The sequence below is a fragment of the Nocardioides sp. YR527 genome, assembly GCF_900101045.1.
Lineage (GTDB): Bacteria > Actinomycetota > Actinomycetes > Propionibacteriales > Nocardioidaceae > Nocardioides.
In genome coordinates this window covers 394,917-420,498 of record NZ_FNFN01000001.1, presented here as the reverse complement: position 1 = coordinate 420,498, position 25,582 = coordinate 394,917, and the positions used below count along the sequence as shown (strand labels likewise).

Annotated in this window: 24 protein-coding genes and 1 pseudogene; 7 read left to right on the top strand and 18 right to left on the bottom strand. The window is 69.9% G+C overall.

Annotated elements, in window-relative coordinates; translation table 11 throughout:
• Positions 1 to 51: 51 nt before the first annotated feature.
• Both BLT25_RS01960 and BLT25_RS01955 read left to right on the top strand, forming a co-directional pair.
• On the top strand, positions 52 to 942 hold the full coding sequence (locus BLT25_RS01960; protein WP_091041338.1) for a RecB family exonuclease: 891 nt from the start codon (positions 52 to 54) through the stop codon (positions 940 to 942).
• Positions 943 to 1,017: 75 nt separating this feature from the next.
• On the top strand, positions 1,018 to 3,249 hold the full coding sequence (locus BLT25_RS01955; protein ID WP_176883542.1) for an acyltransferase family protein: 2,232 nt from the start codon (positions 1,018 to 1,020) through the stop codon (positions 3,247 to 3,249).
• Between the two features lie 3 nt (positions 3,250 to 3,252).
• Here BLT25_RS01955 and ligD read toward each other — a convergent pair whose 3' ends face one another.
• A complete protein-coding gene (gene ligD / locus BLT25_RS01950; RefSeq protein ID WP_091041336.1) occupies positions 3,253 to 4,221 on the bottom strand; it encodes a non-homologous end-joining DNA ligase in 969 nt (322 codons plus the stop codon).
• A gap of 103 nt (positions 4,222 to 4,324) precedes the next feature.
• Between ligD and BLT25_RS01945 the strand changes: the two genes are divergently transcribed.
• Together BLT25_RS01945 and BLT25_RS01940 are read left to right on the top strand one after the other, a co-directional pair.
• On the top strand, positions 4,325 to 4,840 hold the full coding sequence (locus tag BLT25_RS01945; protein WP_091041334.1) for a SigE family RNA polymerase sigma factor: 516 nt from the start codon (positions 4,325 to 4,327) through the stop codon (positions 4,838 to 4,840).
• Positions 4,837 to 5,637 (top strand): hypothetical protein, encoded by an 801-nt coding sequence (locus BLT25_RS01940; protein ID WP_091041333.1) that lies wholly within the window; start codon positions 4,837 to 4,839, stop codon positions 5,635 to 5,637. Before BLT25_RS01945 ends, BLT25_RS01940 begins: the two co-directional genes overlap by 4 nt.
• A 4-nt stretch (positions 5,638 to 5,641) precedes the next feature.
• Here the strand turns inward: BLT25_RS01940 and BLT25_RS01935 are convergent, their stop codons facing one another.
• The 15 genes from BLT25_RS01935 to BLT25_RS01870 form a co-directional block, all read right to left on the bottom strand.
• Positions 5,642 to 7,090: an RsmB/NOP family class I SAM-dependent RNA methyltransferase gene (locus tag BLT25_RS01935; protein WP_091041331.1), complete on the bottom strand. Its 1,449-nt coding sequence runs from the start codon at positions 7,088 to 7,090 to the stop codon at positions 5,642 to 5,644.
• Positions 7,074 to 7,994, bottom strand: coding sequence for a methionyl-tRNA formyltransferase (gene fmt / locus BLT25_RS01930; RefSeq protein ID WP_091041330.1), 921 nt, complete (start codon positions 7,992 to 7,994; stop codon positions 7,074 to 7,076). Before fmt ends, BLT25_RS01935 begins: the two co-directional genes overlap by 17 nt.
• On the bottom strand, positions 7,994 to 8,539 hold the full coding sequence (def, locus tag BLT25_RS01925; protein WP_091041329.1) for a peptide deformylase: 546 nt from the start codon (positions 8,537 to 8,539) through the stop codon (positions 7,994 to 7,996). The genes fmt and def overlap by 1 nt, the downstream gene beginning before the upstream one ends.
• Positions 8,540 to 8,594: 55 nt before the next feature.
• On the bottom strand, positions 8,595 to 10,664 hold the full coding sequence (locus BLT25_RS01920; RefSeq protein ID WP_256328406.1) for a primosomal protein N': 2,070 nt from the start codon (positions 10,662 to 10,664) through the stop codon (positions 8,595 to 8,597).
• A 119-nt stretch (positions 10,665 to 10,783) separates the two neighbouring features.
• Positions 10,784 to 11,983 (bottom strand): methionine adenosyltransferase, encoded by a 1,200-nt coding sequence (gene metK / locus BLT25_RS01915; protein ID WP_091041325.1) that lies wholly within the window; start codon positions 11,981 to 11,983, stop codon positions 10,784 to 10,786.
• A gap of 129 nt (positions 11,984 to 12,112) precedes the next feature.
• Entirely contained in the window at positions 12,113 to 13,324 is a 1,212-nt protein-coding gene (gene coaBC, locus BLT25_RS01910; RefSeq protein WP_091041324.1) for a bifunctional phosphopantothenoylcysteine decarboxylase/phosphopantothenate--cysteine ligase CoaBC, read from the bottom strand.
• Between the two features lie 70 nt (positions 13,325 to 13,394).
• Entirely contained in the window at positions 13,395 to 13,721 is a 327-nt protein-coding gene (gene rpoZ / locus BLT25_RS01905) for a DNA-directed RNA polymerase subunit omega (protein WP_091041322.1), read from the bottom strand.
• A 7-nt stretch (positions 13,722 to 13,728) separates the two neighbouring features.
• On the bottom strand, positions 13,729 to 14,364 hold the full coding sequence (gene gmk, locus BLT25_RS01900; protein WP_256328405.1) for a guanylate kinase: 636 nt from the start codon (positions 14,362 to 14,364) through the stop codon (positions 13,729 to 13,731).
• Complete coding sequence (gene mihF, locus BLT25_RS29670; protein WP_168381123.1) at positions 14,361 to 14,681, bottom strand: integration host factor, actinobacterial type; 321 nt, start codon at positions 14,679 to 14,681, stop codon at positions 14,361 to 14,363. The genes gmk and mihF overlap by 4 nt, the downstream gene beginning before the upstream one ends.
• Positions 14,682 to 14,845: 164 nt before the next feature.
• Complete coding sequence (locus tag BLT25_RS01895) at positions 14,846 to 15,295, bottom strand: hypothetical protein (protein WP_091041321.1); 450 nt, start codon at positions 15,293 to 15,295, stop codon at positions 14,846 to 14,848.
• 126 nt (positions 15,296 to 15,421) lie between these two features.
• Positions 15,422 to 16,249: an orotidine-5'-phosphate decarboxylase gene (gene pyrF / locus BLT25_RS01890; RefSeq protein ID WP_091041319.1), complete on the bottom strand. Its 828-nt coding sequence runs from the start codon at positions 16,247 to 16,249 to the stop codon at positions 15,422 to 15,424.
• Complete coding sequence (locus BLT25_RS01885) at positions 16,246 to 17,286, bottom strand: quinone-dependent dihydroorotate dehydrogenase (RefSeq protein ID WP_091041318.1); 1,041 nt, start codon at positions 17,284 to 17,286, stop codon at positions 16,246 to 16,248. The genes pyrF and BLT25_RS01885 overlap by 4 nt, the downstream gene beginning before the upstream one ends.
• Positions 17,283 to 20,618, bottom strand: coding sequence for a carbamoyl-phosphate synthase large subunit (gene carB, locus BLT25_RS01880; RefSeq protein ID WP_091041316.1), 3,336 nt, complete (start codon positions 20,616 to 20,618; stop codon positions 17,283 to 17,285). The genes BLT25_RS01885 and carB overlap by 4 nt, the downstream gene beginning before the upstream one ends.
• A 3-nt stretch (positions 20,619 to 20,621) precedes the next feature.
• Positions 20,622 to 21,758, bottom strand: coding sequence for a glutamine-hydrolyzing carbamoyl-phosphate synthase small subunit (gene carA, locus BLT25_RS01875; protein ID WP_091041314.1), 1,137 nt, complete (start codon positions 21,756 to 21,758; stop codon positions 20,622 to 20,624).
• Between the two features lie 153 nt (positions 21,759 to 21,911).
• The gene (locus BLT25_RS01870; RefSeq protein ID WP_091041313.1) at positions 21,912 to 22,880 is read right to left on the bottom strand and encodes an AIM24 family protein; all 969 of its coding nucleotides are present in this window, start codon (positions 22,878 to 22,880) and stop codon (positions 21,912 to 21,914) included.
• 286 nt (positions 22,881 to 23,166) lie between these two features.
• On the opposite strand from BLT25_RS01870, the pseudogene BLT25_RS30645 reads away from it, so the two are divergent.
• Positions 23,167 to 23,556: pseudogene (locus BLT25_RS30645) on the top strand (DUF1016 N-terminal domain-containing protein); the annotation flags it as partial.
• 61 nt (positions 23,557 to 23,617) lie between these two features.
• The gene (locus BLT25_RS30120) at positions 23,618 to 24,199 is read left to right on the top strand and encodes a PDDEXK nuclease domain-containing protein (protein ID WP_218131209.1); all 582 of its coding nucleotides are present in this window, start codon (positions 23,618 to 23,620) and stop codon (positions 24,197 to 24,199) included.
• 9 nt (positions 24,200 to 24,208) lie between these two features.
• On the opposite strand, the gene BLT25_RS01860 is transcribed toward BLT25_RS30120, so the two are convergent.
• Positions 24,209 to 24,790, bottom strand: coding sequence for an NUDIX hydrolase (locus BLT25_RS01860; RefSeq protein ID WP_218131208.1), 582 nt, complete (start codon positions 24,788 to 24,790; stop codon positions 24,209 to 24,211).
• A gap of 123 nt (positions 24,791 to 24,913) precedes the next feature.
• Between BLT25_RS01860 and BLT25_RS01855 the strand changes: the two genes are divergently transcribed.
• The gene (locus BLT25_RS01855; protein WP_091041311.1) at positions 24,914 to 25,105 is read left to right on the top strand and encodes a type II toxin-antitoxin system VapB family antitoxin; all 192 of its coding nucleotides are present in this window, start codon (positions 24,914 to 24,916) and stop codon (positions 25,103 to 25,105) included.
• Here BLT25_RS01855 and BLT25_RS01850 read toward each other — a convergent pair.
• Positions 25,089 to 25,523, bottom strand: coding sequence for a hypothetical protein (locus tag BLT25_RS01850; protein WP_091041310.1), 435 nt, complete (start codon positions 25,521 to 25,523; stop codon positions 25,089 to 25,091). The genes BLT25_RS01855 and BLT25_RS01850 overlap by 17 nt on opposite strands.
• Positions 25,524 to 25,582: the final 59 nt, after the last annotated feature.

Genomic DNA, 25,582 nt, shown 5'->3' with positions numbered 1-25,582 from the left:
GTCAGGTGGTGGCGACCCGAGATGTCGGTGCTTGCCAATAGTGTCGAGGTCATGAGCACCTCACCCGCCGAATCGCTGTCGACCCCGGTCGACGGCGTCAACGTGCTGGGGTCGCTCTCCCCGAGCCGCGCGAGCGACTTCACCTCGTGCCCGCTGCTCTACCGGTTCCGCACCGTCGACCAACTCCCCGAGCCACCCTCGGAGGCGGCCGCGCGCGGGACCGTGGTGCACAAGGTGCTCGAGGACCTCTTCGACCTGCCCGCTCCCGAGCGCACTCCGCGGCAGGCGAGGTCGATGGTGGAGCAGGCATGGGAGGACGTACGCAGCCTCGACCCGGCCCTGGCGACGCTGTTCACCTCCGAGGCCGACGGGGCCGACGAGGCGGAGGAGGGCTGGCTGGAGTCGTGCCGGCAGGTGCTGCGGCGCTACTTCGACCTGGAGGACCCGCGCCGTCTGGAACCCGCCGAGCGCGAGCACTACGTCGAGGCGCTGCTCGACTCCAAGCTGCTGCTGCGCGGGTTCATCGACCGTGTCGACGTGGCCGCCGACGGCCGGATCCGGGTGGTCGACTACAAGACCTCGAAGATCCCCAGCGAGGCGTACGAGGCGAAGGCGCTGTTCCAGCTCAAGTTCTACGCCCTGGTGATCTGGCGGACGCGGGGCGTGGTGCCGGCGATGCTGCAGCTGGTCTACCTCGGCTCCGGCGACATCCTGCGCTACGTGCCCGACGAGGCCGACCTGCTCGCGACCGAGCGCAAGGCCGAGGCGATCTGGCGGGCCATCCGCACCGCCCAGGAGACCGGCGAGTGGCAGCCGAACCCGGGAAAGCTGTGCGGATGGTGCGCCCACAAGCCGCTGTGCCCCGCCTTCGGTGGCACTCCTCCCCCACTTCCGGCGACGCCGGGACCCGTCGCAGCAGGTGACGACCTCGACCTGGACTAGGCGCGTCTACCAGGATCGGCCGGTTACGAGAGTTATCGTCGCGACGAATGTGACGAGTGCGCTTGGCTGAGGGAGGTGCGGCTGCTCGTGGAGTCGACAGGCCCCACCCCGTCTCGGCATCGTCCCGACATCCAGGGCCTCCGTGCGATCGCGGTGCTCGCGGTCGTCGCGCTGCACGTCGGCTTCGGGTCGCTGACCGGCGGTTTCGTCGGCGTCGACGTCTTCTTCGCGATCTCGGGCTTCCTGATCACCCAGCAGCTCATGCGGCAGGTACGCACCGAGGGCAGGGTCAGCCTGCTCGGCTTCTACGCGCGCCGGGCCCGCCGGATCCTGCCGGCGGCCACGCTGGTGCTGCTCGCGACCGTCGTCTACGCAGCGCTCTTCCTCGGCTTCGTACGCACCCGCGAGATCGCCCTCGACGCGCTGTGGTCGGCGGCGTTCGCCGCCAACTTCCGGTTCGCGTCGCTGGAGACCGACTACTTCTCGGCGGCGCTGCCGCCCTCGCCGCTGCAGCACTTCTGGTCCCTCGCGGTCGAGGAGCAGTTCTACCTGGTCTGGCCTCTGATGATCCTGGGCTGCCTGTGGGCGATGAGGCGCCGCGGCCGGAGCACCACGACGGAGGGCACCGCCAAGCCCGACCAACGTCGGCGCAGGCGCGTGCTGGTCATCGCTCTCGGCGCCGTCATCGTGGCATCGCTGCTGGCCTCGGCGGTGCTGACCCGGACCAGCCCGGAGGCGGCGTACTTCTCGCCGTTCACCCGCGCCTGGGAGCTCGGCCTGGGCGCGATCGCGGCGATCGCGTTCCGCGACGACGGGCCGCAGGACGCCACCGCGCGCTGGCGGGCGCAGGTGCTCTCGGCGTTCGGGATGTTCTTCATCGTGTGCGCCTGCCTGCAGTTCAACGACGCGACCCCGTTCCCCGGCACCCCGGCACTGGTGCCGGTGCTCGGCAGCGTGTTCATCATCGTGGCCGGCACGCTGTGGCACGGCCCGACGGTGGTCGGCCGGCTGCTGTCGGTGCCGCCTCTGCAGGTCGTCGGCAACTGGTCCTACTCGCTCTACCTGTGGCACTTCCCGGTGCTGGTCCTCGCCGAGCTGCAGCTGGGCCGCGAGCTGCGCTGGTGGGAGCAGGTGCTCCTCGTCGCCCTCGCGCTCGGCCTGTCGGGGCTCTCCTACCACTTCGTCGAGGAACCGTTCCGGCGCGGCATCATCTGGCGCCGCCCGGCGTTCGGTCGGGCCGCCACGCTGGGCCCGGTGGCGCTCTACCCGCTGAGCATCACCCTGGTCGCGGTGACCTGCTTCGGCGCCAACACCTACGCCACCGGGACCGCCCGCGACGGCTACGAGCCGGCGATCACGCTGGCCGAGGCCGATTCCTCCGCCTCTTCGGGACCGTCCAAGCAACCCGACCGACCCGCGTCGAGCGCCGCACCGCCCGCCGCCGAGCCGCAGGAGCCCGACGCCCTCCCCGCGCTGGTGAGAGCCTCGGTGCTCGCGGCCCGCAAGAACCAGGCGATCCCGACCAACCTGAAGCCGGGCCTCACCAACCTCTCCGACGACGTGGAGTCGGTCGGCGAGTGCAACTACTACTCGACGAAGGTACGCAAGCTGTGCCCTCGTGGTGACGCCGACGCCGAGAAGACGATCGTGGTCATCGGCGACTCCCACGCCCGCCACTGGACGCCCGCGGTCGAGGAGATCGCCGAACGCTCCGGCTACCGCGCCTACATGCTGGCGATGCCCCAGTGCACCGTCTCGCTGGTCACCCCCGACAAGATCGACAGCACCGAGCCGATGACGTCGTGCGACGACTTCCACGACTTCATGCTCTCCTCGGTCAAGAAGCTCCGCCCCGACCTGCTGCTGATCTCCTCGCGCCCGATCAGCGCCGCCTACCACGACTCCTCGGGCCGGCACACCGACCGCGAGGACGTACGCCGCGCCGTCTATCGCGGCTACCAGCGCCTGCTGGCCCAGGTGAAGCCCGCCGCCGAGCGCACGGTGTGGCTGCGTGACGTACCGGCGCTCGAGTTCGACCCGGCCACCTGCCTGAGCAGCAACAAGACGCTCTCGCCCTGCACCTACAAGCCGCTCGAGAGCCAGCAGGACGGCGCCGACCTGCAGATGCAGGCGGCCAAGGCGGCGCGCGTCGAGACCGTCGACCTCGACGACATGTTCTGCGACAGCGTCGGCGTCTGCACCACCGTCGTGGGCGACACGATCACCCATCGCGACGGCCACCACCTCACCGCGACCTACTCCCAGGAGCTCGGGCGCACCCTGGGCGAGCGCCTCGAGGTCTGGTGAGGCTCACCCGGCGTCGTCGGGCTCGGGTGGTGTCTCGGCGCCGTCGCGCTCGTCCCTGTCGGCCCACTCGAGCAGCGGCTGGATCGAGAACGGATGGTCGTCGATGTCGGCGTGCAGGTCGCCGATCTCCGCGAACCGTGCCGGCACCGTACGCATCGTGAACTCACGTGGGTCGACGTCCTTGGTCTCCTCCCAGGTGATCGGGGTGGAGACCCGGCCGTCGGCGACGCCGCGGATCGAGTAGGCACAGGCGATCGTGTGATCTCGAGTGTTCTGGTTGTAGTCGACGAAGAGCTGCGCCGGGTCGCGATCCTTGCGCCACCAGGCGGTGGTGACGAGCTTCGGTGCCCGGCGCTCGACCTCCCGGGCGAACGCGTGCGCGGCGCGGCGTACGTCAGCGAACCCGTGCTCGGCCGGGATCCGGACATAGACGTGCATCCCGGAGCCACCGCTCGTCTTCGGGTAGCCGACCGCGCCGAGCTCGTCGAGGAGCTCGCGTACGACTCCTGCCACTGTCTGCACGGTCGAGAACGGGCACGCCGGACCGGGATCGAGGTCGATACGCCACTCGTCGGGCTTCTCGGTGTCCTCGCGGCGGCTGTTCCAGGGGTGGAACTCGACCGTCGACATCTGCACTGCCCAGATCACCGCACCGAGCTCGGTCACGCAGAGCTCGTCCGCTGTGCGGCCCCAGCGCGGGAAGTAGAGGCGTACGGTCTCGATCCAGTCGGGAGCCCCCTGCGGCAGCCGCTTCTGGTGCACCTTCGGCCCGGCCAGGCCCTTGGGGAACCGGTGCAGCATGCACGGCCGCTCCCACAGCGCGTTGACGATGCCGGGGCCGACGGCGAGGTAGTACTGCGCCACGTCGAGCTTCGTCGCCCCGGTCTCAGGGAAGTAGACCCGGTCCGGGTTGGAGATCCGGACGACGCGGTTGTCCACCTCGATCTCGACCGACGGGGATGACTTGGCCATGCTCGCCAGCGTAGGCGCTGCGATGATGCGGTGACCCGAAACTCGCTCATCCGAATCCGCACGGGGGTGTCACGTGGACCTCAGGCCGAGGCGTCGAGAGGTTGTGAGCACATCGACCGCGAGCACCCCCGCCGAGGAGTTCGCCGACTTCGTCCACGCGACGGGCGGCGCCCTCTACCGCACCGCGCTGCTGCTGACAGGTGACCATCACCTGGCCGAGGACCTGACCCAGACGACGTACGCCCGGGTCTTCGCCTCCTGGCGGCGAGTCAGCAGGGCGGACAACCCGGCGGCCTACGCGCGACGTGTGCTCCTCAACGGATTCATCTCCCACCGACGGCTCCGGCGCAACGCCGAGATGCCGACCTCCACGCTGCCGGACGATCCGGGCAGCGATGCCGACCCCAGCGCCCGGATCGACCTGCTTGCCGCCCTCCAGCGGCTGTCGCCGACCGACCGGGCCGTGCTCGTCGCACGCTATTGGGAGGACCGATCCGTGTCCCAGACCGCTGCCGATCTCGGACTGACCGAGACGGCGGTCCGCACCCGCTCGAAGCGTGCCCTGGAACGGCTGCGCCCGCTGGTCGCGGACATCTTCCCGGAGAGGACCACCCGATGAACGACCCGGAGAACACCTTCCGTACGGCACTGCACGAGCGTGTCGCCGACCAGCACCCCGACTACGCCCGGATCTCGGCCGGCGCGATCAGCGCGGGCTCACGCATCCGGCGCCGCCGGCGCATCACCGTGACCGTCGGCGCCGCTGCGGCCGTCGGCGCATTCACCACAGGTGGGCTGGGGCTCTCTCAGCTCCTGACCACCACCGCGGTCGACCAGGCTCCCCTCGGCGCTGCCGGCGCACCGTCGGCGTCGGCTTCGACGGCACCCCTCGCCTCAGGGCAGAGCCTCGACCTCGGCGACGGGGTCACCGGACAGGTCGTCACCAACGACGAGGCCAAGACGATGGACATCACCATCCAGACCGCCAGCGCTCGCCCGGGCGCCGGGACCGGCTTCACCATCGTCCTGTCCGGACCGGCCGGCGCGGTCGAGCAGAAATGGAGCAACGACACGCTCCTCGAGGACTATCCCGGCGTCACGATCGCCACCCAAGGCGCGCGCGTAGGGCTCGTCGACGAGGTTCCCGTCGCGCAGCCACCCGGTTGGACGTGCGAGTGGTACCTGATCGACGACAAGGCATCCTGCACGTCCGAGGACGGCGGTGTGGCCGGCCTGGTGATCCGCCCGGCGGAGGACTACCCGGACTGGAGCAAGAGCGGCGACAAGGCCGGCCCCCGCTCGGGGTCCTACATCACCCCGCTCCACGGCGACATCTTCATCAGCGTCCAGAGCGGGGAGGGCACCACCGACGCCGAGCTCGAGGCGCTCGCGAGCTCGCTCAGGTGGACCGACTGACCCGCTAGGAGGTGCGCCGCAGCAGCGCCAGGAACATCGCGTCGGTGCCATGGCGGTGCGGCCACAGCTGCACGGTGCCTGCCATCGGCCCGGCGCTGTCAGGCACCGTGCCGACCGTGGCACCGATCGGCTCGAGGACGACATCGGATCGGTCCTCGAGCACCCTGCGCACCACGCCCTCGGTCTCGGCCAGAACCGGCGAGCAGGTGGCGTAGAGCACGACACCGCCCGGCCGGGTCAGATCGATCGCCCGGTCGAGCAGGGAGCGCTGCAGGTCGACGAGTACGTCGAGGTCGGTCGTGGCCCGCCGCCAGCGTGCCTCCGGCCGGCGGCGCAGCGCTCCCAGGCCGGTGCACGGGGCATCGACGAGAACCCGGTCGAACGTCGCGTCCTTGAACGGCGGCCGGGTCCCGTCGCCGGCCACGACCCCTGCGGACCCGTCCACGTGCGTGCCGGATGACCGGTCGGTCAGGTTGGCGAGGACGAGTCCGGCACGGTGCGGCTGACGCTCGTTGGCGACCAGCACGGCGCCCTGTTGTGCCGCCAGGGCGGCCAGCAGCGCCGACTTGCCGCCGGGGCCGGCGCACAGGTCCAGCCACGACTCGGTCCCGGAGTCCGGCCCGTCGAGGTCGGCCTCGGCCAGAGCGATGGCCACCAGCTGAGACCCCTCGTCCTGCACCCCGGCCCGCCCTTCCGCGACCGCGGCGATCCCGGCCGGCGAGCCGGAGTCGAGCGTGACGCCGAAGGGCGAGTACGGCGTCGGCGTGCCGCCGAGCTCGTCGGTCCTCGCCCGTCCGGGGCGGGCGACCAGCGTGACCGACGGCGGCACGTTGTCGGCCTCGAGCAGCGCGTCGATCTGGTCACGACCGACAGCCTCGGCGAGCCGCTCGACGACCCAGCGCGGGTGGCTGAAGGCGACCGTCGCCCAGCCGTCGTGGTCCCTCTCGCGCGCGGGCGCCACCTCGGCGACCCACTCGTCGAGGGACTTGCGGGTGACCTTGCGCAGCACGGCGTTGACGAATCCCGCCGGCCCCTGGCCCACCTTCGACCGGGTCAGATCGACGCTGGTCGAGATCGCGGCATGGTCAGGCACCCGCATGGACAGCACCTGGTGTGCACCCAGCCGCAGCACGTCGAGCACCTTCGCCTCGACCTTGGCCAGCGGCCGGTCGATGCAGGCGGCCAGCACGGCGTCGTACGTCCCCTGCTGCCGCAGCGTCCCCGAGGCGAGCTCGGTGGCGAAGGCCGCGTCGCGGCCCTCCAGTCCGAGGCGGCCGAGGACGTGGGGCAGCACCAGGTTGGCGTACGCCTCATCGACCCGGACCGCCTTGAGTACCTCGAACGCGGCGAGGCGAGCGGGATCGGCTGGCTTGGTGGCCCCACGCGGCTTCCCCTGCGGTCGCCGGCCGGCCCCCGGACGCCTACCCGGCTGTGCCCTATTCGAAGGTGACACCGGACTCCAGACGTACGCCTCGGGCCCAGTCAGCCGCCGGCATCTCCTTCTTGCCGAAGGCCTTCACCCGGCCGAGCCGGACCGCCGTGGTGCCGGTGCCGACGAGGACCTCGTTCTTGCGGACGACCAGCTCCCCGGGAGCCGCCGTGTCCTCGGCCATGGTGACCGGCCCGACCTTGAACCGCTCGCCGTCGAGCAGGGTCCAGGCTCCCGGCGCGGGGGTGCAGGCGCGGACCTGCCGGTCGATGGCCACGGCGTTCTGCGTCCAGTCGATCTGGGCGTCCTCGACGGTGATCTTGTCGGCGTAGGTGATCCCGTCGGTCGGCTGCTCGCGCGCCTCCAGGGAGCCGTCCTCGATCCCGTCGAGCGTGGACACCAGCAGCCTGGCCCCGCCTTCGGTGAGCTTCTCGAAGAGCGACCCGGAGGTCTCGTCGGGCGCCAGCGCCTGCGTCATGGTGCCGAAGACAGGTCCGGCGTCCATCGCCTTCACGATCCGGAACGTGGTCGCCCCGGAGATCTCCTCGCCGGCCCAGACCGCACGCTGCACCGGAGCGGCGCCACGGTAGGCGGGCAGGAGCGAGAAGTGCAGGTTGACCCAGCCGTGCCGCGGGATGTCCAGCGCCGACTGCGGCAGCATCGCGCCGTAGGCGACCACCGGGCAGCAGTCGGGCTCCAGCGCCTTCAGCTCGGCCTGGAACTCCGGCTCACGGGGATGCTCCGGCTTGAGCACCGGAACCCCCAGCTCCTCGGCCCGCTGGGCCACCGGCGAGGGCACCAGCCGCTTGCTGCGCCCCTGGGCGGCATCGGGCCGGGTGACGACGCCGACGAGCTCGTGGCGGGAGGCGGCGATCGCGTTCAACGAGGGGACGGCCACCTCGGGCGTACCGGCGAAGACGACCCTCATCAGAACCCGAACCCGTTCGTCGCGTGCGGCGAGACCTTCACCGTGGGCTTCTCCAGGCCGAACCACTCCGACTCCCGGATCTCCTTCATCGCCGCCTTGCGCGCGGCCTCGTCGAGCCGGTCGATGAAGAGGATGCCGTCGAGGTGGTCGGTCTCGTGCTGGATGGCCCGGGCGAGCAGCTCGGAGCCCTCGATGGTGACCGGCTCACCGTGCATGTCGAAACCCTTCGCCACCACCGACAGGGCCCGGCGGCAGTCGAAGGTGATGTCGGGCAGCGACAGGCAGCCCTCTCCCCCGTCCTGCGTCTCCTCCGACAGGGTCAGGTCCGGGTTGATGAGGTGACCCACCTGGCCGTCGACGTACCACGTGAAGACCCGCAGGCTCACTCCGATCTGCGGAGCGGCCAGTCCGGCGCCAGGCGCCTCGAGCATGGTGTCGGTCAGGTCGGCAACGAGCTTGCGCAGCTCCTTGTCGAAGTCGACGACCTCGATCGCTGGCTTGCGCAGCACGGGGTCGCCGAAGAGTCGGATGGGCTGGACTGCCACTGTTCTCCTAGGTGGTCGAGCGTGTCGGGACCACAATACGTCGGCCGAGCGTGGGTCAGAGCGTCGGCGGATCCACCTGGACCCGCACCGGGTCGAGCTTGCGCGCCGAGCGCACCCGCTGCAGCTCTCCGAGCGCCTCGGTGAGCCTCGCTCCGAGGGATCGCGGCACCCGTACGACTGCGCGCAGCCGTGGCTCACCGCTCGACGTGGGCTCGGCGGGGACCGGTCCGAGCACCTCCGCGCCCGGCGGCAGCGCCAGCAGGGTGAGCGCGTCGTCGAGCGCTCCGGGAGTGCCGGTGATGGTGGCCAGCCGTGACGCCGGCGGGAGGTGCGCTTCCTGCCGGGCGGCCGCCTCGCGCTGGGCGAACCCGGGCTGGTCCCAGCGCACCAGCGCCTGCAGCACCGACAGCGCCGGGTCACCGACGACCAGCACCCGCCCACCGGGCCGCACCAGTCCGGCGGCGTTGCTCCAGCGGCGCAGCGCCTCCTCGTCCGTACGCAGATCCGGCCGCCCCAGCAGCAGCCAGGTATCGAGCAGCAGCACCCCGGCATAGCCGCCCTCGGCGACGGGCTCGGCGCCGATGGTCGCGACCACGATCGCCGGGGTGCCCGGCACCGTCTGCTTGACCGCCCCCGCCGAGGAGGTCACCACCCGGACCCCGGCGAAGGAGCGACCCATCTCCTCGGCCGTGCGCGCCTCGCCGATGATCGGCGCCCGCAGCCCGAACCCGCCGCAGGCTCCGCACGCCCAGGCCGCCTCGACGTGACCGCACCAGCCGCACGTCGGCGGCGCGGCCGGCCCGCCGAGCTGCAGCGGCCCCTGGCAGGCCGAGCACCTGGCCGGCGTACGGCACCGGTCGCAGGCCAGCGAGGCCGCGTATCCGCGCCGCGGCGTCTGCAGCAGGACAGGGCCGGTGGTCAGTGCCGCCCGGATGATCTCGTGGGCCTCGCGAGGCACCCGGGAGGCCCGGGTGAGCGGGTCCTTCTCGAGGTCGAAGTCGGTGTCGCCGGTGATCTCGATGCTCACCCGCTCGCGGGCCAGCGCCCGGGTGGGACGGATCTCCTGCGCCCAGCCGGTCTCGGCCAGGAACCCTGCCTCCACGGTGCGCGCGAAGCCACCGACCAGGGCAGCCGCCTGCTCCTGCTCCGCCCGCAGCAGCAGCACGTCACGCGCGTGCGGGTAGGGCGAGCGCTGCTCGGCGAGCAGGTCGTCGCCGTCGTCCCAGACGACCACCAGCCCGAGGTCGTGCACCGGAGCGAAGGCGGCCGCGCGGGTGCCGATCGCCACCTTCACCGTGCCCCGGGCGACCCGCAGGAACTCCCGGTAGCGCGAGGCCGGCCCGGCGTCGGCAGCCAGCACGGCATGCTGCCCCTGCCCCAGCACCTTCGTCATCGCGGTGTCGAGGCGGGCAAGGTCCTTCCAGTCCGGCACCACGACCAGCGCGCCGCGTCCGGAGGCCAGCGTCGTCGCGGTGGCATGAGCGATCAGGTCGGCATGGTCGGTGCCGGCCGCGGCGTGCCACACCGCGCGCGGCGCCCCGCCGGATGCCAGATGTCGCAGGAACGCGGCCGCCGGCTCGTGACCCGCCCACGCCGCTGCCGCGGCGGCGGCGTCGAAGGGCCGCCCGGCCGGGGCAACCGCTGAGGGCTCCTTCTCGGTCGAGGCGTGCCGGGGCGGGATCGCCAGCCGGAGCACGTCGGCACGGGCACCCGCGTAGCGCCGGGCGACCGACTCGCTCAGCGCCGCCACCTGCGGCGTGAGCACCGGCTCGGAGCTGACGACCCGCTTGAGTGGCTGCAGGTTCGCGTGCTCGGAGCCTTCGGCCCGCGCCACGACGAACCCGTCGACGTCCTTGGGACCGAACCGCACCTTGACCCGGATCCCGGGCTGGGCCTCCTCGGCCATCGAGGCCGGGACCGCGTAGTCAAAGGGCCGGTCCAGGTGGGCCATCGGCAGGTCGACCAGGACCTTGGCGACCGGATCGACGTCGGCGACCTGTGCCTCCGCGGCCTTCCGCGCCCGCGTCGCCGCGGCCTTCGCCCGGCCCTCCTTGACCCGGTCGCGAACCAGCCCGGGCAGCTCCAGCTCTGCTGCCCCGGCTGCCTCCTGCGGTCCCCGGCTCACAACCGACATTCCTACCAGCCCGCGCCGACAGAGCGCCGAGTCGGCTCGTCCTGACCAAAAACCACGCCGAGTCGGCGCGTCAGAACGCGCCGACTCGGCGAATACGGGGGTGCGGTGGATCAGGCGCCGGCGGCAGCCTTGAGCGCGTCGGCGCGGTCGGTGCGCTCCCAGGTGAACTCGGGAAGCTCGCGGCCGAAGTGACCGTACGCAGCGGTCTTGGCGTAGATCGGACGCAGCAGGTCGAGGTCGCGCACGATGGCGGCCGGGCGCAGGTCGAAGACCTCCAGGACGGCCTTCTGGATGTTGGCCTCGGGCACGGTGTGGGTGCCGAAGGTCTCCACGAAGACACCGACGGGCTGGGCCTTGCCGATGGCGTAGGCGACCTGGACCTCGGCGCGACGGGCCAGGCCCGCGGCGACGATGTTCTTGGCCACCCAGCGCATGGCGTACGCAGCCGACCGGTCGACCTTCGACGGGTCCTTGCCCGAGAAGGCGCCGCCGCCGTGGCGGGCCATGCCGCCGTAGGTGTCGACGATGATCTTGCGGCCGGTCAGGCCGGCGTCGCCCATCGGGCCACCGACGACGAAGCGGCCGGTCGGGTTGATGTGGAGCTTGTAGCCGTCGAAGGGGACCGACGACTTGAACTGCTCGAGCACCGGCTCGATGACGTACTTCTTGATGTCGGCGTGCAGCTGCTCCTGGCTGGTCTCCTCGGAGTGCTGGGTCGAGAGGACGACGGTGTCCACGCGGACGGCCTTGTTCTCGTCGTCGTACTCGATCGTGACCTGGGTCTTGCCGTCGGGACGCAGGTAGTCCAGCGTGCCGTCCTTGCGGACCTCGGTCAGCTTCTCGGCCAGCGTCTGCGCCATCTTGATGGGCAGCGGGAAGAGCTCGGGCGTGTCGTCGCAGGCGTAGCCGAACATCAGGCCCTGGTCACCGGCACCCTGGAGGTCGAGCTCGTCGACCGAGCTGTCCAGGCGGTGCTCCTCGGCGGTGTCGACGCCCTGGGCGATGTCCTGGCTCTGGGCGCCGATGGCGACCTGGACGCCGCAGGAGTGGCCGTCGAAGCCCTTGAGGGAGGAGTCGTAGCCGATGTCGAGGATCTTCTGGCGCACGAGCTGGGCGACCGGCGCGTAGGCGTCGGTGGTCACCTCGCCGGCGACGACGACCAGGCCGGTGGTGAGCAGGGTCTCGACAGCCACCCGGCTCTTGGGGTCGTGCTCGAGCAGGTAGTCGAGCACGGTGTCGCTGATCTGGTCGGCGATCTTGTCCGGGTGCCCCTCGGTCACCGACTCCGACGTGAAGAGACGTCCGGTCACGTGTAGCTCCGTTTCACAGGTTCGTGTGGTTGTTCAAGCAGATAAACGTCAATCGTTCTGGTCGACAAACATAGACCCCGAACCCCAGGACCACAGGGGTGGTCCTCATCGTGGCGCGTGGCGTGTCGTTCAGTTTGTACGTTGTTCATCCAGGCGTAAGGAGATCTGGTCCAAGATCACCTCTGCGAGGGCTGATTTCGCCCCTTCGGCCACGTCGACGTGTCCTCCGTCGGCGCCCAGGATGACCGCTTTGTTGACCTCGCTGCCGAAGACCGCGCCGCCGCTGACGTCGTTGACGACGAGCAGGTCGCAGCCCTTCCGCTTCAGCTTGGCCGTGGCGAGCTCGAGCACCGATCCGGTCGCGTCGCCGGTCTCGGCCGCGAACCCCACGACGACCTGACCCGGCTTGGTCCGGTGGTGGGAGATCTCGGCCAGGATGTCGGGGTTCTGCACGAGCTCGATCGTCGGCGCCGACCCGTCGGCGGCCTTCTTGATCTTGGACTCGCTCACCCCGGTCGGCCGGAAGTCGGCAGGGGCGGCAGCCATGACGACCGCGTCCGCACCGGTGGCCGCGGAGACCACGGCGTCGCGCAGCTCGGCGGTCGTGCCGACACGTACGACCTTCAGGCCGGCCGGGTCGGGCAGGGTCACGTTGGCGGCGACCAGGGTCACCTCGGCACCCCGGGCGGCCGCGGCACGGGCGATGGCATAGCCCTGGAGCCCGGAGGAGCGGTTGCCGAGGAAGCGGACCGGGTCCAGGTACTCCCGGGTGCCGCCGGCCGAGACGACGACACGGCGACCGACGAGGTCGGCACGCCCGCCATGGGTGAGGACGGCACGGGAGAGCTCGAAGATCTCGGCCGGCTCGGGCAGGCGGCCCTTGCCGGTGTCCTTGCCGGTCAGCCGGCCCTCGGCGGGCTCGATGACGATGTTGCCGCGCTCGCGCAGAGTGGCGACGTTGGCCTGGGTCGCCGGGTGCTCCCACATCTCGGTGTGCATCGCCGGGGCGAACACGACCGGGCAGCGCGCGGTGAGCAGTACGTTGCTGAGCAGATCGTCCGCGAGGCCGTGGGCCGCGCGGGCGAGCGTGTTGGCGGTCGCGGGTGCGACCACGACGAGGTCGGCCTGCTGGCCGATGCGCACGTGCGGGACCTCGGTGATGTTCTCGAAGACGCCGGTGGCGATCTCCTTGCCCGACAGCGCCGCCCAGGTGGGGGCGCCGACGAACTCGAGGGCGGAGGCCGTGGGGACCACGGTCACGTCATGGCCGGACTCGGTGAACCGGCGTAGCAGCTCGGCCGCCTTGTAGGCGGCGATGCCGCCGGCGACCCCTAGGACCACGCGCGGCCGCTCCCCCTCGAGGGGAGCGGCCGGAGTGGTGCTGTTGGTGGACAGCTGAAGACCTGAACGATCAGGCGTCGGCGGCAGGCGCCTCGGCAGCAGCGGCCTGAGCCGCGGCCTGGGCGGCCAGCTCGGCCGGGTCGATGTCCTCGCAGGTCAGCAGGTCCTCGTTGATCTCGCGCAGCGCGATCGAGAGGGGCTTCTCCTGAACGTGGGTGTCGACCAGGGGGCCGACGTACTCCAGGAGGCCTTCGCCGAGCTGGGAGTAGTAGGCGTTGATCTGGCGAGCCCGCTGGGCGCTGTAGAGAACCAGCTTGTACTTGCTGTCGGTCTTCGTCAGCAGGTCGTCGATCGAGGGGTTGGTCACGCCCTGGGCGTCGATCTGAGGGGCAGCCACGTGAGCCTCACTTGTCGGCTTGGTCGGATTTCTTGCTCGGAAGCCCGAGCGTCATCAAGGTTACCAACTCATCGGCTGCCTGATGAACTTCGTGGTTCACGATCGTGACGTCGAACTCCTTCTCCGCCGCCAGCTCGACCCTCGCGGTCTCCAGGCGACGCTCCCGCTCGGCCTCGGTCTCGGTGCCTCGACCGACCAGCCGGCGTACGAGCTCGTCCCAGGTCGGCGGGGCCAGGAAGACGAAGATGGCCTCGGGCATGGTCTCGCGCACGAGCCGGGCGCCCTGCAGGTCGATCTCGAGCATCGCCGGGCGCCCCTCGGCCAGCGCCTTGTCGACGGGGCCGCGAGGGGTGCCGTAGCGCGCCAGGTTGTGGACCGTGGCCCACTCCAGCAGCTCGCCACCGGCGATCATCGCGTCGAACTCCTCGTCGGAGACGAACAGGTAGTGCACCCCGTGCACCTCGCCCGCCCGGGGCTTGCGGGTCGTGGCCGAGACGGACAAGAAGACCTCGGGGTGGTCGTCGCGCACCGCCGCTGCGACGGTGCCCTTGCCGACCGCGGTCGGACCGGCCAGGACGACCAGTCGCTTCTCGTGGCCCTCGCCGGCGCCGGCCGGGGTCTTCTCGTCCGTCATCAGACTCATCGGCGAGCGAACTCCTCGACCAGCGCGGCCACCTGCTTGGGGCCGAGGCCCTGCACACGGCGGCTCATCGCGATGCCGAGACGCTCCATCATCTGGGTTGCCCGCACCTCACCGAGGCCGGGGTGGGAGGTCAGCAGGTCGATGACCTTCATCTTGCCGACGACCTCGTTCTTCTTCCCTTCCTCGATGACCTCGAGGACGGACATGCCGCCAGTGCGGACCTTGTTCTTGACAGCAGCCCTCTCCTGGCGCGAGGCCGCGGCTTTGACGAGCGCGGCAGCGCGCTGTTCAGGGGTGATGTCCGGAGGCAGAGCCACGAAGACTCCCTTTCACGATCAGATGTGTAGTCGACAGGGCAACCGGGTCGCGCGGTACAGGGATCTCGCCCCCCGGCTGAGCGCTGAAAGTAAGCGCTCGCGCCAATCTAGCCATTACGTTGCCGGGGCGGCAATCGGGGTCGCCTATCTGGTGTCCATTCGGTTCACAGAGTCAAGGACGTGTGACACACGTCCCGGGCCTGCTGCTGGACACGTACGGACGCCTCCTGCGTCTTCGTGCTGCTCACCTTCGTGGCCGCCTCGGCGATCTTCTTCGCCTCGGCCTCGCTGACGCCCTCGGGCGGCTCGCCGTTCTCGAAGTCGTCGGCCGAGGCGCCGGCGTTCTCCAGAGCCGTGCTGAGGCCCGAGATCGCGGTGGTGAGGGTCTTCCAGTCCTTCGCGATGTCGTCGGGCGCGTTGCGCTCGAGGTCCTCGAAGATCGGCAGGGCGGCGATCAGCCCGCCGGTGCCGTCCTCCCCCAGGGTGTTCGTCAGCTGCTCCTGGTGGCCCGTGAGGGACTCGCAGTAGTCGTCGATCGGATCACCGCACGAGCTCAGACCCGTGGCGAGGATCGGCATGACGAGGAGCTGGGCGGCCATCCGGAGACTGGTCATCGGGCCAGTCTCGCAGGGGTGGGGTGGGGTCCTTCATCAAGGGATGCAGGGAAAGGGACACATCCCGTGCGGAGCTCCGCACGGGATGTGTCCCTTCGACTACGTACCTTGATGAAGGAACAGCCCTCAGCCGAGCGTGTCGCGCAGCCGCAGCGCTTCGTCGCGCAGCGCGGCCACGTCCGGGCCTTTGCGGAGCAGTCCACGGCTGGTGCTGGCGACCACGTGGGCGTTGGCGGCACCGAAGATCCGGGCGAGGTCGGCCGGGGTGCCGCCCTGCTCACCGAAGCCCGGCGCCAGGATGGGACCGTTGAAGCCGAAGTCGTACGCCACCCCAGCACCGTCCGCGCCGTCGATCGTCGCCCCCACGACCGCACCGAAGGAGCCCAGCGGGGTCTCGGCCTCGTTCAGCCGGCGCAGGTGGTCGAGCATGACCCGGCCGACGCTGCGGCCGTCCTCGACCGTCGCGTGCTGCACCTCGGGTCCCTCCTTGTTGGAGGTCAGGGCGAGGACGAACAGCCCGGCGTCGAACTTCGTGGCGGTCTCGACGAACGGCGTCAGCGAGCCGAACCCGAGATAAGGACTCACCGTCACCGCGTCGGCGCCCAACGGGCTGGTCGGATCGAGGTAGGCGTCGGCGTACGCCTGGCTGGTGGAGCCGATGTCGCCGCGCTTGATGTCGAGGAGCACCAGCGCACCGGCGGCCTTCGACTCGGCGATGACCCGCTCCAGCACGGCGACGCCACGGGAGCCGAAGCGCTCGTAGAAGGCGCTCTGCGGCTTGATGACGGGGACGTAGGGCGCCAGGCTCTCGACCGCGGTCAGGGCGAACCTCTCCAGGCCGGCGACGTCGTCGTCGAGGCCCCAGTCGAGGAGCAGGGAGGCGTGCGGGTCGATCCCGGCACAGAGCCTCCCCCGCTCGGCGAGGGCGGCGGCGTAGCGAGCACCGAACGTCATCGAGCCACCCCGTTCGCGATCCGGCGGGCGTAGCCGGGTCCTTCGTAGATGAACCCGGTGTAGCCCTGGAGCAGGTCGGCTCCGGCGGCGAGGCGCTCGCGGGCGTCCTCGGCCGTGGTGATGCCACCGACCCCGACGAGGGTCATCTCGGGGCTGACCCGGCTACGGAGCAGCCGCAGGACGTCGAGGGCACGCGCCTTGAGCGGGGCGCCGGAGAGTCCGCCGGCGCCGGCCGCGGTGATCTCGTCAGGCGCCGAGGCGAGGTGCTCGCGACCGATGGTGGTGTTGGTCGCGATGATCCCGTCCAGGCCGATCGCGCCGGCCAGGTCGGCGACCTCGACGACGTCGGAGTCGGCCAGATCGGGGGCGATCTTGACCAGCAGCGGGACCCGGTGCTTGGTGACCTGGTCCGCGATGGAGCGGACGTGCTCCAGCAGCGGCTGCAGCTTCTCGACCGACTGCAGGCTTCGCAGGCCGGGCGTGTTGGGCGAGGAGACGTTGACCACCAGGTAGTCGGCGTAGGGGGCCAGCAGCCGGGCCGACTTGGCGTAGTCGGCCTCGACGGCCGCCTGGTCGTCCTCCGGGACGAGCTTGGTCTTGCCGATGTTGATGCCGAGGACCGGTCCGCCGGCTGCCGTGCCCCGGCGCTCCAGACGGCTCGCCAGCCGGGCGGCGACCGCCTCGGCGCCGTCGTTGTTGAAGCCCATCCGGTTGATCACGGCGCGGTCGGCGGGCAGCCGGAAGAGGCGCGGCGCGGGGTTGCCCGGCTGCCCCTCCCCGGTGACCGTGCCGATCTCGACGTGCCCGAAGCCGAGCCCGCCCAGCGCGTCGATGCCGACCGCGTTCTTGTCGAAGCCGGCGGCCAGGCCGATCACGTTCGGGAAGGTGAGTCCCATCGCGTGGACCGGGGAACCCGGCGTACGCGTCCTGGACAGCGCCGGGCCGGCCGCACGGATCGCGGCGAACGCCTGCTGGTGGGCACGCTCCGGATCCGTCTTCGTCAGCACCTTGTCGAACAGGGTCCGGTAGGGCCTCATGTGGCGGACACCCCACCGTCGTGGTGGCCGACGACGTCGCGCCACTCCTGCAGGCTGCGTACGTCGATCTCACCGCGGCTCAGCGCCTCGATGCCCTGCACCGCGGCCCCCAGACCCTGGACCGTGGTGATGCAGGCGATGTTGGAGACGATCGCCGCCGTGCGGATCTCGTAGCCGTCCATCCGGGCCGACTTCGCGTTGGAGGTGCCGTTGGGCGTGTTGATGACCAGGTCGACCTCGCCGTCGAGGATCCGCTCGACGGTGGTCTTCTCACCGTCGGGACCGGTGCCCGCGGAGTGCTTGCGCATCACCCGGGAGGCGACGCCGTTGCGGCGCAGCACCTCGGCGGTGCCCTCGGTGGCGAAGATCTCGAAGCCGTGGTCGGCGAGCACCTTGATCGGGAAGATCATGGTGCGCTTGTCGCGGTTGGCCATGCTCACGAAGATCCGGCCGGAGGTCGGCAGCGGGCCGAACGCGCCGGCCTGGCTCTTGGCGAAGGCGCGGCCGAAGTCGGAGTCGAGCCCCATGACCTCGCCGGTCGACTTCATCTCCGGGCCGAGCACCGTGTCGACCTGCTGGCCCTCCGGGGTGCGGAACCGGTTGAACGGCATGACCGCTTCCTTGACCGCGATCGGCTGGTTGGGCGGCAGCGCTCCCCCGTCGCCCGTGGCCGGGAGGACCCCAGCGGTACGCAGCTCCGCGATCGACTCCCCGAGCATCACCCGCGCCGCGGCCTTGGCCAGCGGGGTCGCGGTCGCCTTGGAGACGAACGGGACGGTGCGGGAGGCGCGCGGGTTGGCCTCGATGACGTAGAGAACGTCGGAGCCGAGGGCGTACTGGATGTTGAGCAGGCCGCGTACGCCCACACCCTCGGCAATCGCGAGGGTGGCCACGCGGATGCGCTCGACCTCGGCGGCGCCGAGGGTGATCGGCGGCAGGGCGCAGGAGGAGTCGCCGGAGTGGATCCCGGCCTCCTCGATGTGCTCCATGACGCCGCCCAGGAACAGCTCGGTGCCGTCGTAGAGGGCGTCGACGTCGATCTCGACGGCGTCGTCGACGAACTTGTCGACCATCACCGGCTTGTCCGGGGTGACCTCGGTCGCAGCCTCGATGTAGGAGCGCAGCGCCTCGTCGTCGTAGACGATCTGCATGCCGCGGCCGCCGAGCACGTAGGACGGGCGCACCAGGACCGGGTAGCCGATCTCGGCTGCGATCTCTCGGGCCTCGTTGAACGTGGTGGCCATGCCGTGCTTCGGCGCGACCAGACCGGCCTTGTGGAGCACTCGCCCGAACGCGCCGCGCTCCTCGGCGAGGTGGATGGCCTCGGGGCTGGTGCCGACGATCGGCACCCCGTTGTCCTTGAGCGCCTGGGCGAGACCCAGCGGGGTCTGGCCACCGAGCTGGCAGATGACCCCGACGACCGGTCCGGCCTGCTGCTCGGCGTGGACGATCTCGAGCACGTCCTCCAGGGTGAGCGGCTCGAAGTAGAGCCGGTCGGAGGTGTCGTAGTCGGTGCTCACCGTCTCGGGGTTGCAGTTGACCATGACGGTCTCGTACCCGGCCTCGCTCAGCGCGAGGGAGGCGTGCACGCAGGAGTAGTCGAACTCGATCCCCTGCCCGATCCGGTTGGGTCCGGAGCCGAGGATGATCACGGCCTCCTTCTCCCGGGGCGCGACCTCGGTCTCCTCGTCGTAGGAGGAGTAGTGGTACGGCGTACGTGCCTCGAACTCGGCCGCGCAGGTGTCGACGGTCTTGTAGACCGGGCGGATGTTCAGCGCGTGGCGTACGCCTCGGACCACGTCCGCGGTCATGCCGCGCATCTTGCCGAGCTGGAAGTCGGAGAAGCCGTGCCGCTTGGCGTAGCGGAGCACGTCGGCGGTCAGCTCGGGCGCCGCGATGATCTCCTGGGCGATCTCGTTGATGAGATAGAGCTGGTCGACGAACCAGGGGTCGATCTTGGTCGACTCGAAGATCTCGGCCGGGGTCGCACCCGCGCGGATCGCGTCCATGACCCGCTTGAGCCGGCCGTCGGTCGGGGTCTTGATCTCCTCGAGCAGCGCCGGCTTGTCGAGCTCGACGACCTCCTGGGTCCAGTCGAAGACCGCCTCGGGCTTCTCCAGGGAGCGCAGGGCCTTCTGGAGCGACTCGGTGAAGTTGCGGCCGATCGCCATCGCCTCGCCGACGCTCTTCATGTGCGTGGTCAGCTTGGTGTCGGCGCCCGGGAACTTCTCGAAGGCGAAGCGCGGGACCTTGACCACGACGTAGTCGAGCGTCGGCTCGAAGGAAGCGGCGGTCGAGCCGTTGGGCCCGGCGGTGATGTCGTTCTCGATCTCGTCGAGGGTGTAGCCGATGGCGACCTTGGCGGCGATCTTGGCGATCGGGTAGCCGGTCGCCTTGGAGGCCAGCGCGGAGGAGCGCGAGACGCGCGGGTTCATCTCGATGACGATGATCCGGCCGTCGGCCGGGTTGACGGCGTACTGGATGTTGCAGCCGCCGGTGTCCACGCCGACGGCGCGGATGATGCCGATCGCCAGGTCGCGCAGCTTCTGGTACTCACGGTCGGTCAGCGTCATCGCCGGGGCGACGGTGATCGAGTCACCGGTGTGCACGCCCATCGGGTCGAGGTTCTCGATGGAGCAGACGATGACCGAGTTGTCCTTGCGGTCCCGCATGACCTCGAGCTCGTACTCCTTCCAGCCGAGGATCGACTCCTCCAGGAGCACCTCGGTGGTCGGGCTGGCCGCGAGACCGGCCCCGCCCAGGCGTCGCAGCTCGGTCTCGTCGTACGCGAAGCCCGAGCCCGATCCGCCCATCGTGAAGCTCGGTCGGATGACCAGCGGGTAGCCAAGCACCTCGGCACCGGCGATCAGGTCCTCGACGGAGTGACAGATCACGCTCTTGGCCGACTCGCCACCCAGCTCGGCGACGATCTCCTTGAACTGCTCGCGGTTCTCACCGCGCTGGATCGCCTCGATGCTCGCGCCGATCAGCTCGACGTCGTACTTCTCCAGGATCCCGCGCTCGTCGAGCGCCACCGCGCAGTTGAGCGCGGTCTGACCGCCGAGGGTGGCCAGGAGCGCGTCGGGGCGCTCCTTGGCGATGACCTTCTCCACGAACTCCGGCGTGATCGGCTCGACGTAGGTCGCGTCGGCGAACTCCGGGTCGGTCATGATCGTGGCCGGGTTGGAGTTGACCAGGACGACCCGGATCCCCTCCTCGCGCAGCACGCGACAGGCCTGGGTGCCGGAGTAGTCGAACTCGCAGGCCTGGCCGATGACGATCGGGCCGGAGCCGATCACGAGCACGGACTTGATGTCTTCGCGCTTGGGCATCGCTCAGACCTCCTTCGCCATGAGAGAGATGAACCGGTCGAAGAGGTAGGCGGCATCGTGCGGGCCTGCCGCTGCCTCCGGGTGGTACTGGACCGAGAAGCCCTTGAGCTTCCCCGTCTCGGCGTCCTTGAGCTCGAGGCCTTCGACGCAGTCGTCGTTGAGGTTGACGTGGGAGACGGTCGCGATGCCGTAGTCGGTCGTCGTCTCCTCGCCGATCGGGGCATCGACCGCGAAGCCGTGGTTGTGGGCGGTCACCTCGACCTTGCGGGTGGTGAGGTCCATGACCGGCTGGTTGATCCCGCGGTGGCCGTACTTCAACTTGTACGTCCCGAAGCCGAGCGCACGGCCGAAGAGCTGGTTGCCGAAGCAGATGCCGAAGTAGGGGATGTTCTCGGCCAGCGCCGCCTTGAGCAGCTCCACCTGGCCGGTGGTCGCCGCCGGGTCGCCGGGGCCGTTGGAGTAGAAGAGCCCGTCGGGGTTCGTCGCGAGGACGTCCTCGAGGGAGGCGGTCGCCGGGAGGACGTGGACCTCGATGCCGCGCTCGGCCATCCGCTCCGGAGTCATCTCCTTGATGCCCAGGTCGAGGGCCGCGACGGTGAACCGCTTCTCGCCCTTGGCGGGGACGACGTACGCCTCGGCGGTGCTGACCGCGTCGGAGAGGTTCGCACCGCTCATCTCGGCGGAGGCGAGCACCTTCTTCAGCAGGGCCTCGGGGTCGGTCTCGATCGTCGAGATCCCGACGCGCATCGCGCCACGCTCGCGCAGGTGGCGGGTCAGGGCGCGGGTGTCGATCCCGCTGATGCCGACCACGGACTGGTCACGCAGGTCGTCGTCGAGGGTGCGCTGGGCACGCCAGTTGGAGGAGACCCGGGCAGGGTCGCGGACGACGTACCCGGCGACCCAGATCCGGCGGGACTCGGGGTCCTCGTCGTTCACGCCGGTGTTGCCGACGTGCGGCGCGGTCATCACGACCACCTGCTGGTGGTAGCTCGGGTCGGTCAGCGTCTCCTGATAGCCCGTCATACCGGTGGAGAAGACCGCCTCGCCGAAGGTCTCACCCTCGGCGCCGAACGACTCCCCCCGGAACGATCGACCATCCTCGAGTACGAGGAGTGCTTCTTTGTGGGCATGCAGCGGCACGCCGTACCTCCTTCTCCGCCTCACAGGACGGTGCTTAAAGGATGTCGGTCAACTTGCTGGTGACAGTATCAAGCCGATGCCGGTTGACGGCAGTTGGCGTCCGCCGCGTACGCCACCATGTGACGTACGCGGCATTCAGCCAGTCGGGACGCGTCAGCTGTGCGAGTGGGGCGGCACGACCGCGCCCTCGGACGGCTGCACGATGACGAAGCCGGCGCCGTGGAAGGCGACCTGGAACGCCTCGCCGCTACCCCGGCCGATGAGCGCACCGGCGGTGAACGACTTCTGCAGACTGGTCTGCAGACCGAGCGACCAGCCGACGACCGCGTTGGTGTCGGCGAAGGTCGGCGACTCGCCTGCGTTGAGGACCACCGGGTCGCCCTCAGTGGTGACCGCGATCCAGCCGGTGCCGCGCAGGGTCGTGTTGAAGAGACCGCCGGTCAGCATCCCAGCGCCCTGGACCCGCTCGATGTTCCACTGCAGGCTCCCGGAGAAGGCGAGCACGTGGTCACCGTTGATCGAGATGCCGGAGTTGTTCAGCTGGAGGATGTGGACCTCCTTGGCCGCGTCGGCCAGGAAGACGTCACCCTGACCCTCGACTCCCATCAGGCTGAGGCCCTCACCGGTGACGGCCTTCTTGAGGAACTTCCCCACGCCTCCGCCCTGGTACTTGAACTGCACGTTGCCCTGGTACGCCACCATCGAGCCCTGGCGCGCCTGGAACGGCTCCCCGACGCGTACGCGCAGGAGCTTCTTGTTCTGCAGCACCGCGCCGCTGCCCTCGATCTCGGCGAAGCGGCCGTCGATCAGGTCACCCGAGATCCCGGCGAACGGGTCTCCGGTGGGCTGGGGCTGGGCCTGCGCGTGCGCGGCCTGCTGGGCGTACTGAGCCGACGCAGCCTGTGCCGGCTGCGCCTGAGCACTCTCGCCGTACGCGGCCTGCACCGCCTGCGCCGACCCGACCTGCGTCGGCGCCTCCTGCTCCACAGTGGCCTGAGGCGGCGTCAGGGGTGCCGTCGACTGCTGCCCGCCCGTGGACACGTGCTCGGTCCACTGGCTCCCGTCGTAGTAGCGAAGCTCGGCCTGACCCGTCGGGTCCGGGTACCAGTTCGCGTCCGTCATCTCTAACCCCTACGTCTATGGACCCACATCGGCCCTTCTCGCCTCCATCCTGGCATGTGGCCGATCGAGCGCGACGTGGTGTTCGCCCACTTGGGCGGTTGTGCCCGCTCGCGTGTCGCACGGCTGCGCAGTCGAGGACGCGTGGTCGAATGAGAACAATCTAGGCGATCACTCCGAAGTACCGGGCCAGCCAGGTCTGTGAGAAGGGGCCGCCAGTCGCGAGGGTAAGTAATAGCGCCTCAGGCGCCTCCAGGAGCGGCGAACATCCCGCCTGCAATCGCAGGCGGTGATTCGTACGCCGCTAAGGAGATCGACCGTGACCGACTCCGTCTCGCTGCCCGACGGCTATGCCACCTGGCTCAGCGACCTCAAGACTCATATCCGCAGCGCGCAGCAACAGGCATCAGTCGCACTCAACGCAGCCAGGACCCTGCTCTACTGGGACCTCGGCCACGAGATCATCGTCAAGCAGGAAGCCGAAGGCTGGGGTAGCAAGATCGTCGAACGACTCGCAGGCGATCTGCGACGGGCCTTTCCCGGGATGACGGGGCTCTCGCGCGCAAACCTGATGTATATGCGCTCATTCGCGGTGGCCTGGCCGCGGGAGGCAATTGTCCAACGGCCGTTGGACAATCTGTCCTGGGGCCACAACATCGAACTGCTCAGCAAACTGAAGAACACCGACGAACGTCTGGCCTACGCCGCCGCGGCAGTCGAACACGGCTGGTCCAGGGCAAGTGCTCGTCCATCACATCAGCCTCCAGACCCTCGAGCGATCCGGACGAGCGATCAGCAACTTCGAACGCACGCTTCCGCCGGAGACCTCGGATCTCGCTCGAGAGATCGTCAAAGACCCCTACAACTTCGAGTTCCTCGGCGTCGGGGGCGAAGCCATCGAGCGCGATATCGAGAAGGCCCTGGTCGACCACGTCACCGAGTTCTTGGTCGAACTCGGAGTCGGGTTCGCATACGTCGGGCGTCAGGTGTCCCTCGAGGTCGGCGGGGAGGACTTCTTCATCGACCTGCTCTTCTATCACCTGAAGCTGCGCTGTTACGTCGTCATCGAGCTCAAGGCCGGGAAGTTCAAGCCCGAGCATCTGGGGCAGCTCAACTTCTATCTGGCGGCGGTCGATGGAGAGATGGCTCATCCCGAGGATGCGCCGACGATCGGGATCCTGCTGTGCCAGAGCCGCAACCAGGTCGTCGCCGAGTACTCCCTTCGCGGTTCGACACAACCGCTCGGAGTCGCCGAGTACCAGTTGCGGGCCAGCCTGCCGAGTGTCGAGCGACTGCAGCAGGAGCTGAGCGGGCCTGAGTGACGCTCCGGCTCAGAGGGTCTTCAGCTTGTCGAGCATCCGGCCCATGTGCGGGTCGAACGAACGCGGATCGGTGGCGCGGATCTCGCTGGGCGTCCACCAGCGCACGCCGGCGTACTCCCGTTCGTCGGGCTGCAAGGGCCGGTGGCGGTCGTGCGTGAGGACGAACCAGAGGCTGACGTCCGTGTGCACGTCGGGGCGGTCGGGCCGGGTCCTGGTGACGGTGACGAACAGCGGGCGTGGCCCGAGGGAGGGATGGAAGCGAGCCTCGACGCCGAGCTCCTCGACGCACTCCCGACGGACGGTGTCAGCGGGACTCTCCCCCGGCTCGACGTGACCGCCCGAGGGCAGCCAGAGGCCCGACTTGCGGTGGTCGCCGAGCAGGATGTGGCCACTGACCGGGTCGAGGAGCAGGAAGTAGGAGACCAGGTGCTTGGCCGGTTCGGTCGGATCGGTGGTGCGTCGGAAGACGTCGTCGGTCACGCACAGCCAGGCCGACGCATCGGCGATGTGGCCGCTCTCCTCGGTGTCCATCGGCTCGATCGAGTCCACCATGATCGAGATGTCGGTCAGCAGTCGGTCCTCCGTGCTCATGGTCGTGCACCATAGCCGGGTGAGTGCGACACGATGTGACGGTTGTCGCAGGTCGTTGCGTTGCATGGTTGTGCACCGCTAGCGTTTCGATGTTTCATCCAGATTTCCGTGCGGGGGTACGCCATGACCGAGACGTCGATCAGCATCGACGAAGAGCTGTTGGCCGAAGCGAGGAAGATCGCCGGGACGACGACCAACCAGGCTGCGATCGACCACGCGCTGCGTGACCTCGTCGAGCGTGAGGCCGCCGCGGCAGAGTTCGACAGCATCGTCTCGCGCGAGCTCGGCGACACGAAGGTCACGCTGGAGTTCTGAGCTCGCCGAGCGCGTCCAATGGGACGGGCCAGAAGTCGTGGTCGGTCGCCAGGTGGATGACATCGAGCGGCACCGCGGCCACGGCACACGCTCCGTAGAGATGTGCGGCGTTCTTCCGGTCGGACCGGCTCGGTGGGCCACCGCCCGGCCGGCACAGCAGCAGCTCGACCCGGTCGAGGCCCAGATCATCGACCAGGTCATGGAGCATCGCGGCGACCTGGGCAGCGCCGTCGTCGCCGATCTCGACGGGTACCTCCTCGATCTGGCACAGCTGTGGGAGCGGGACGCCGTCCGCACCGACGAGCATGAACCACAGCCGTGGCTCGGGCCAGCCGAGCGGGTTGATCAGGTGTCGCCAGGCCGCCTCGACGTCGGCCTGGGTGCGAAGGACTGGAGCGTACGGAATCTTGTCGGTCATGGGTCAACGGCACCATGGCCCGTCGAGGAGGACAACGACGATCTCGGCGCCTGTGGACA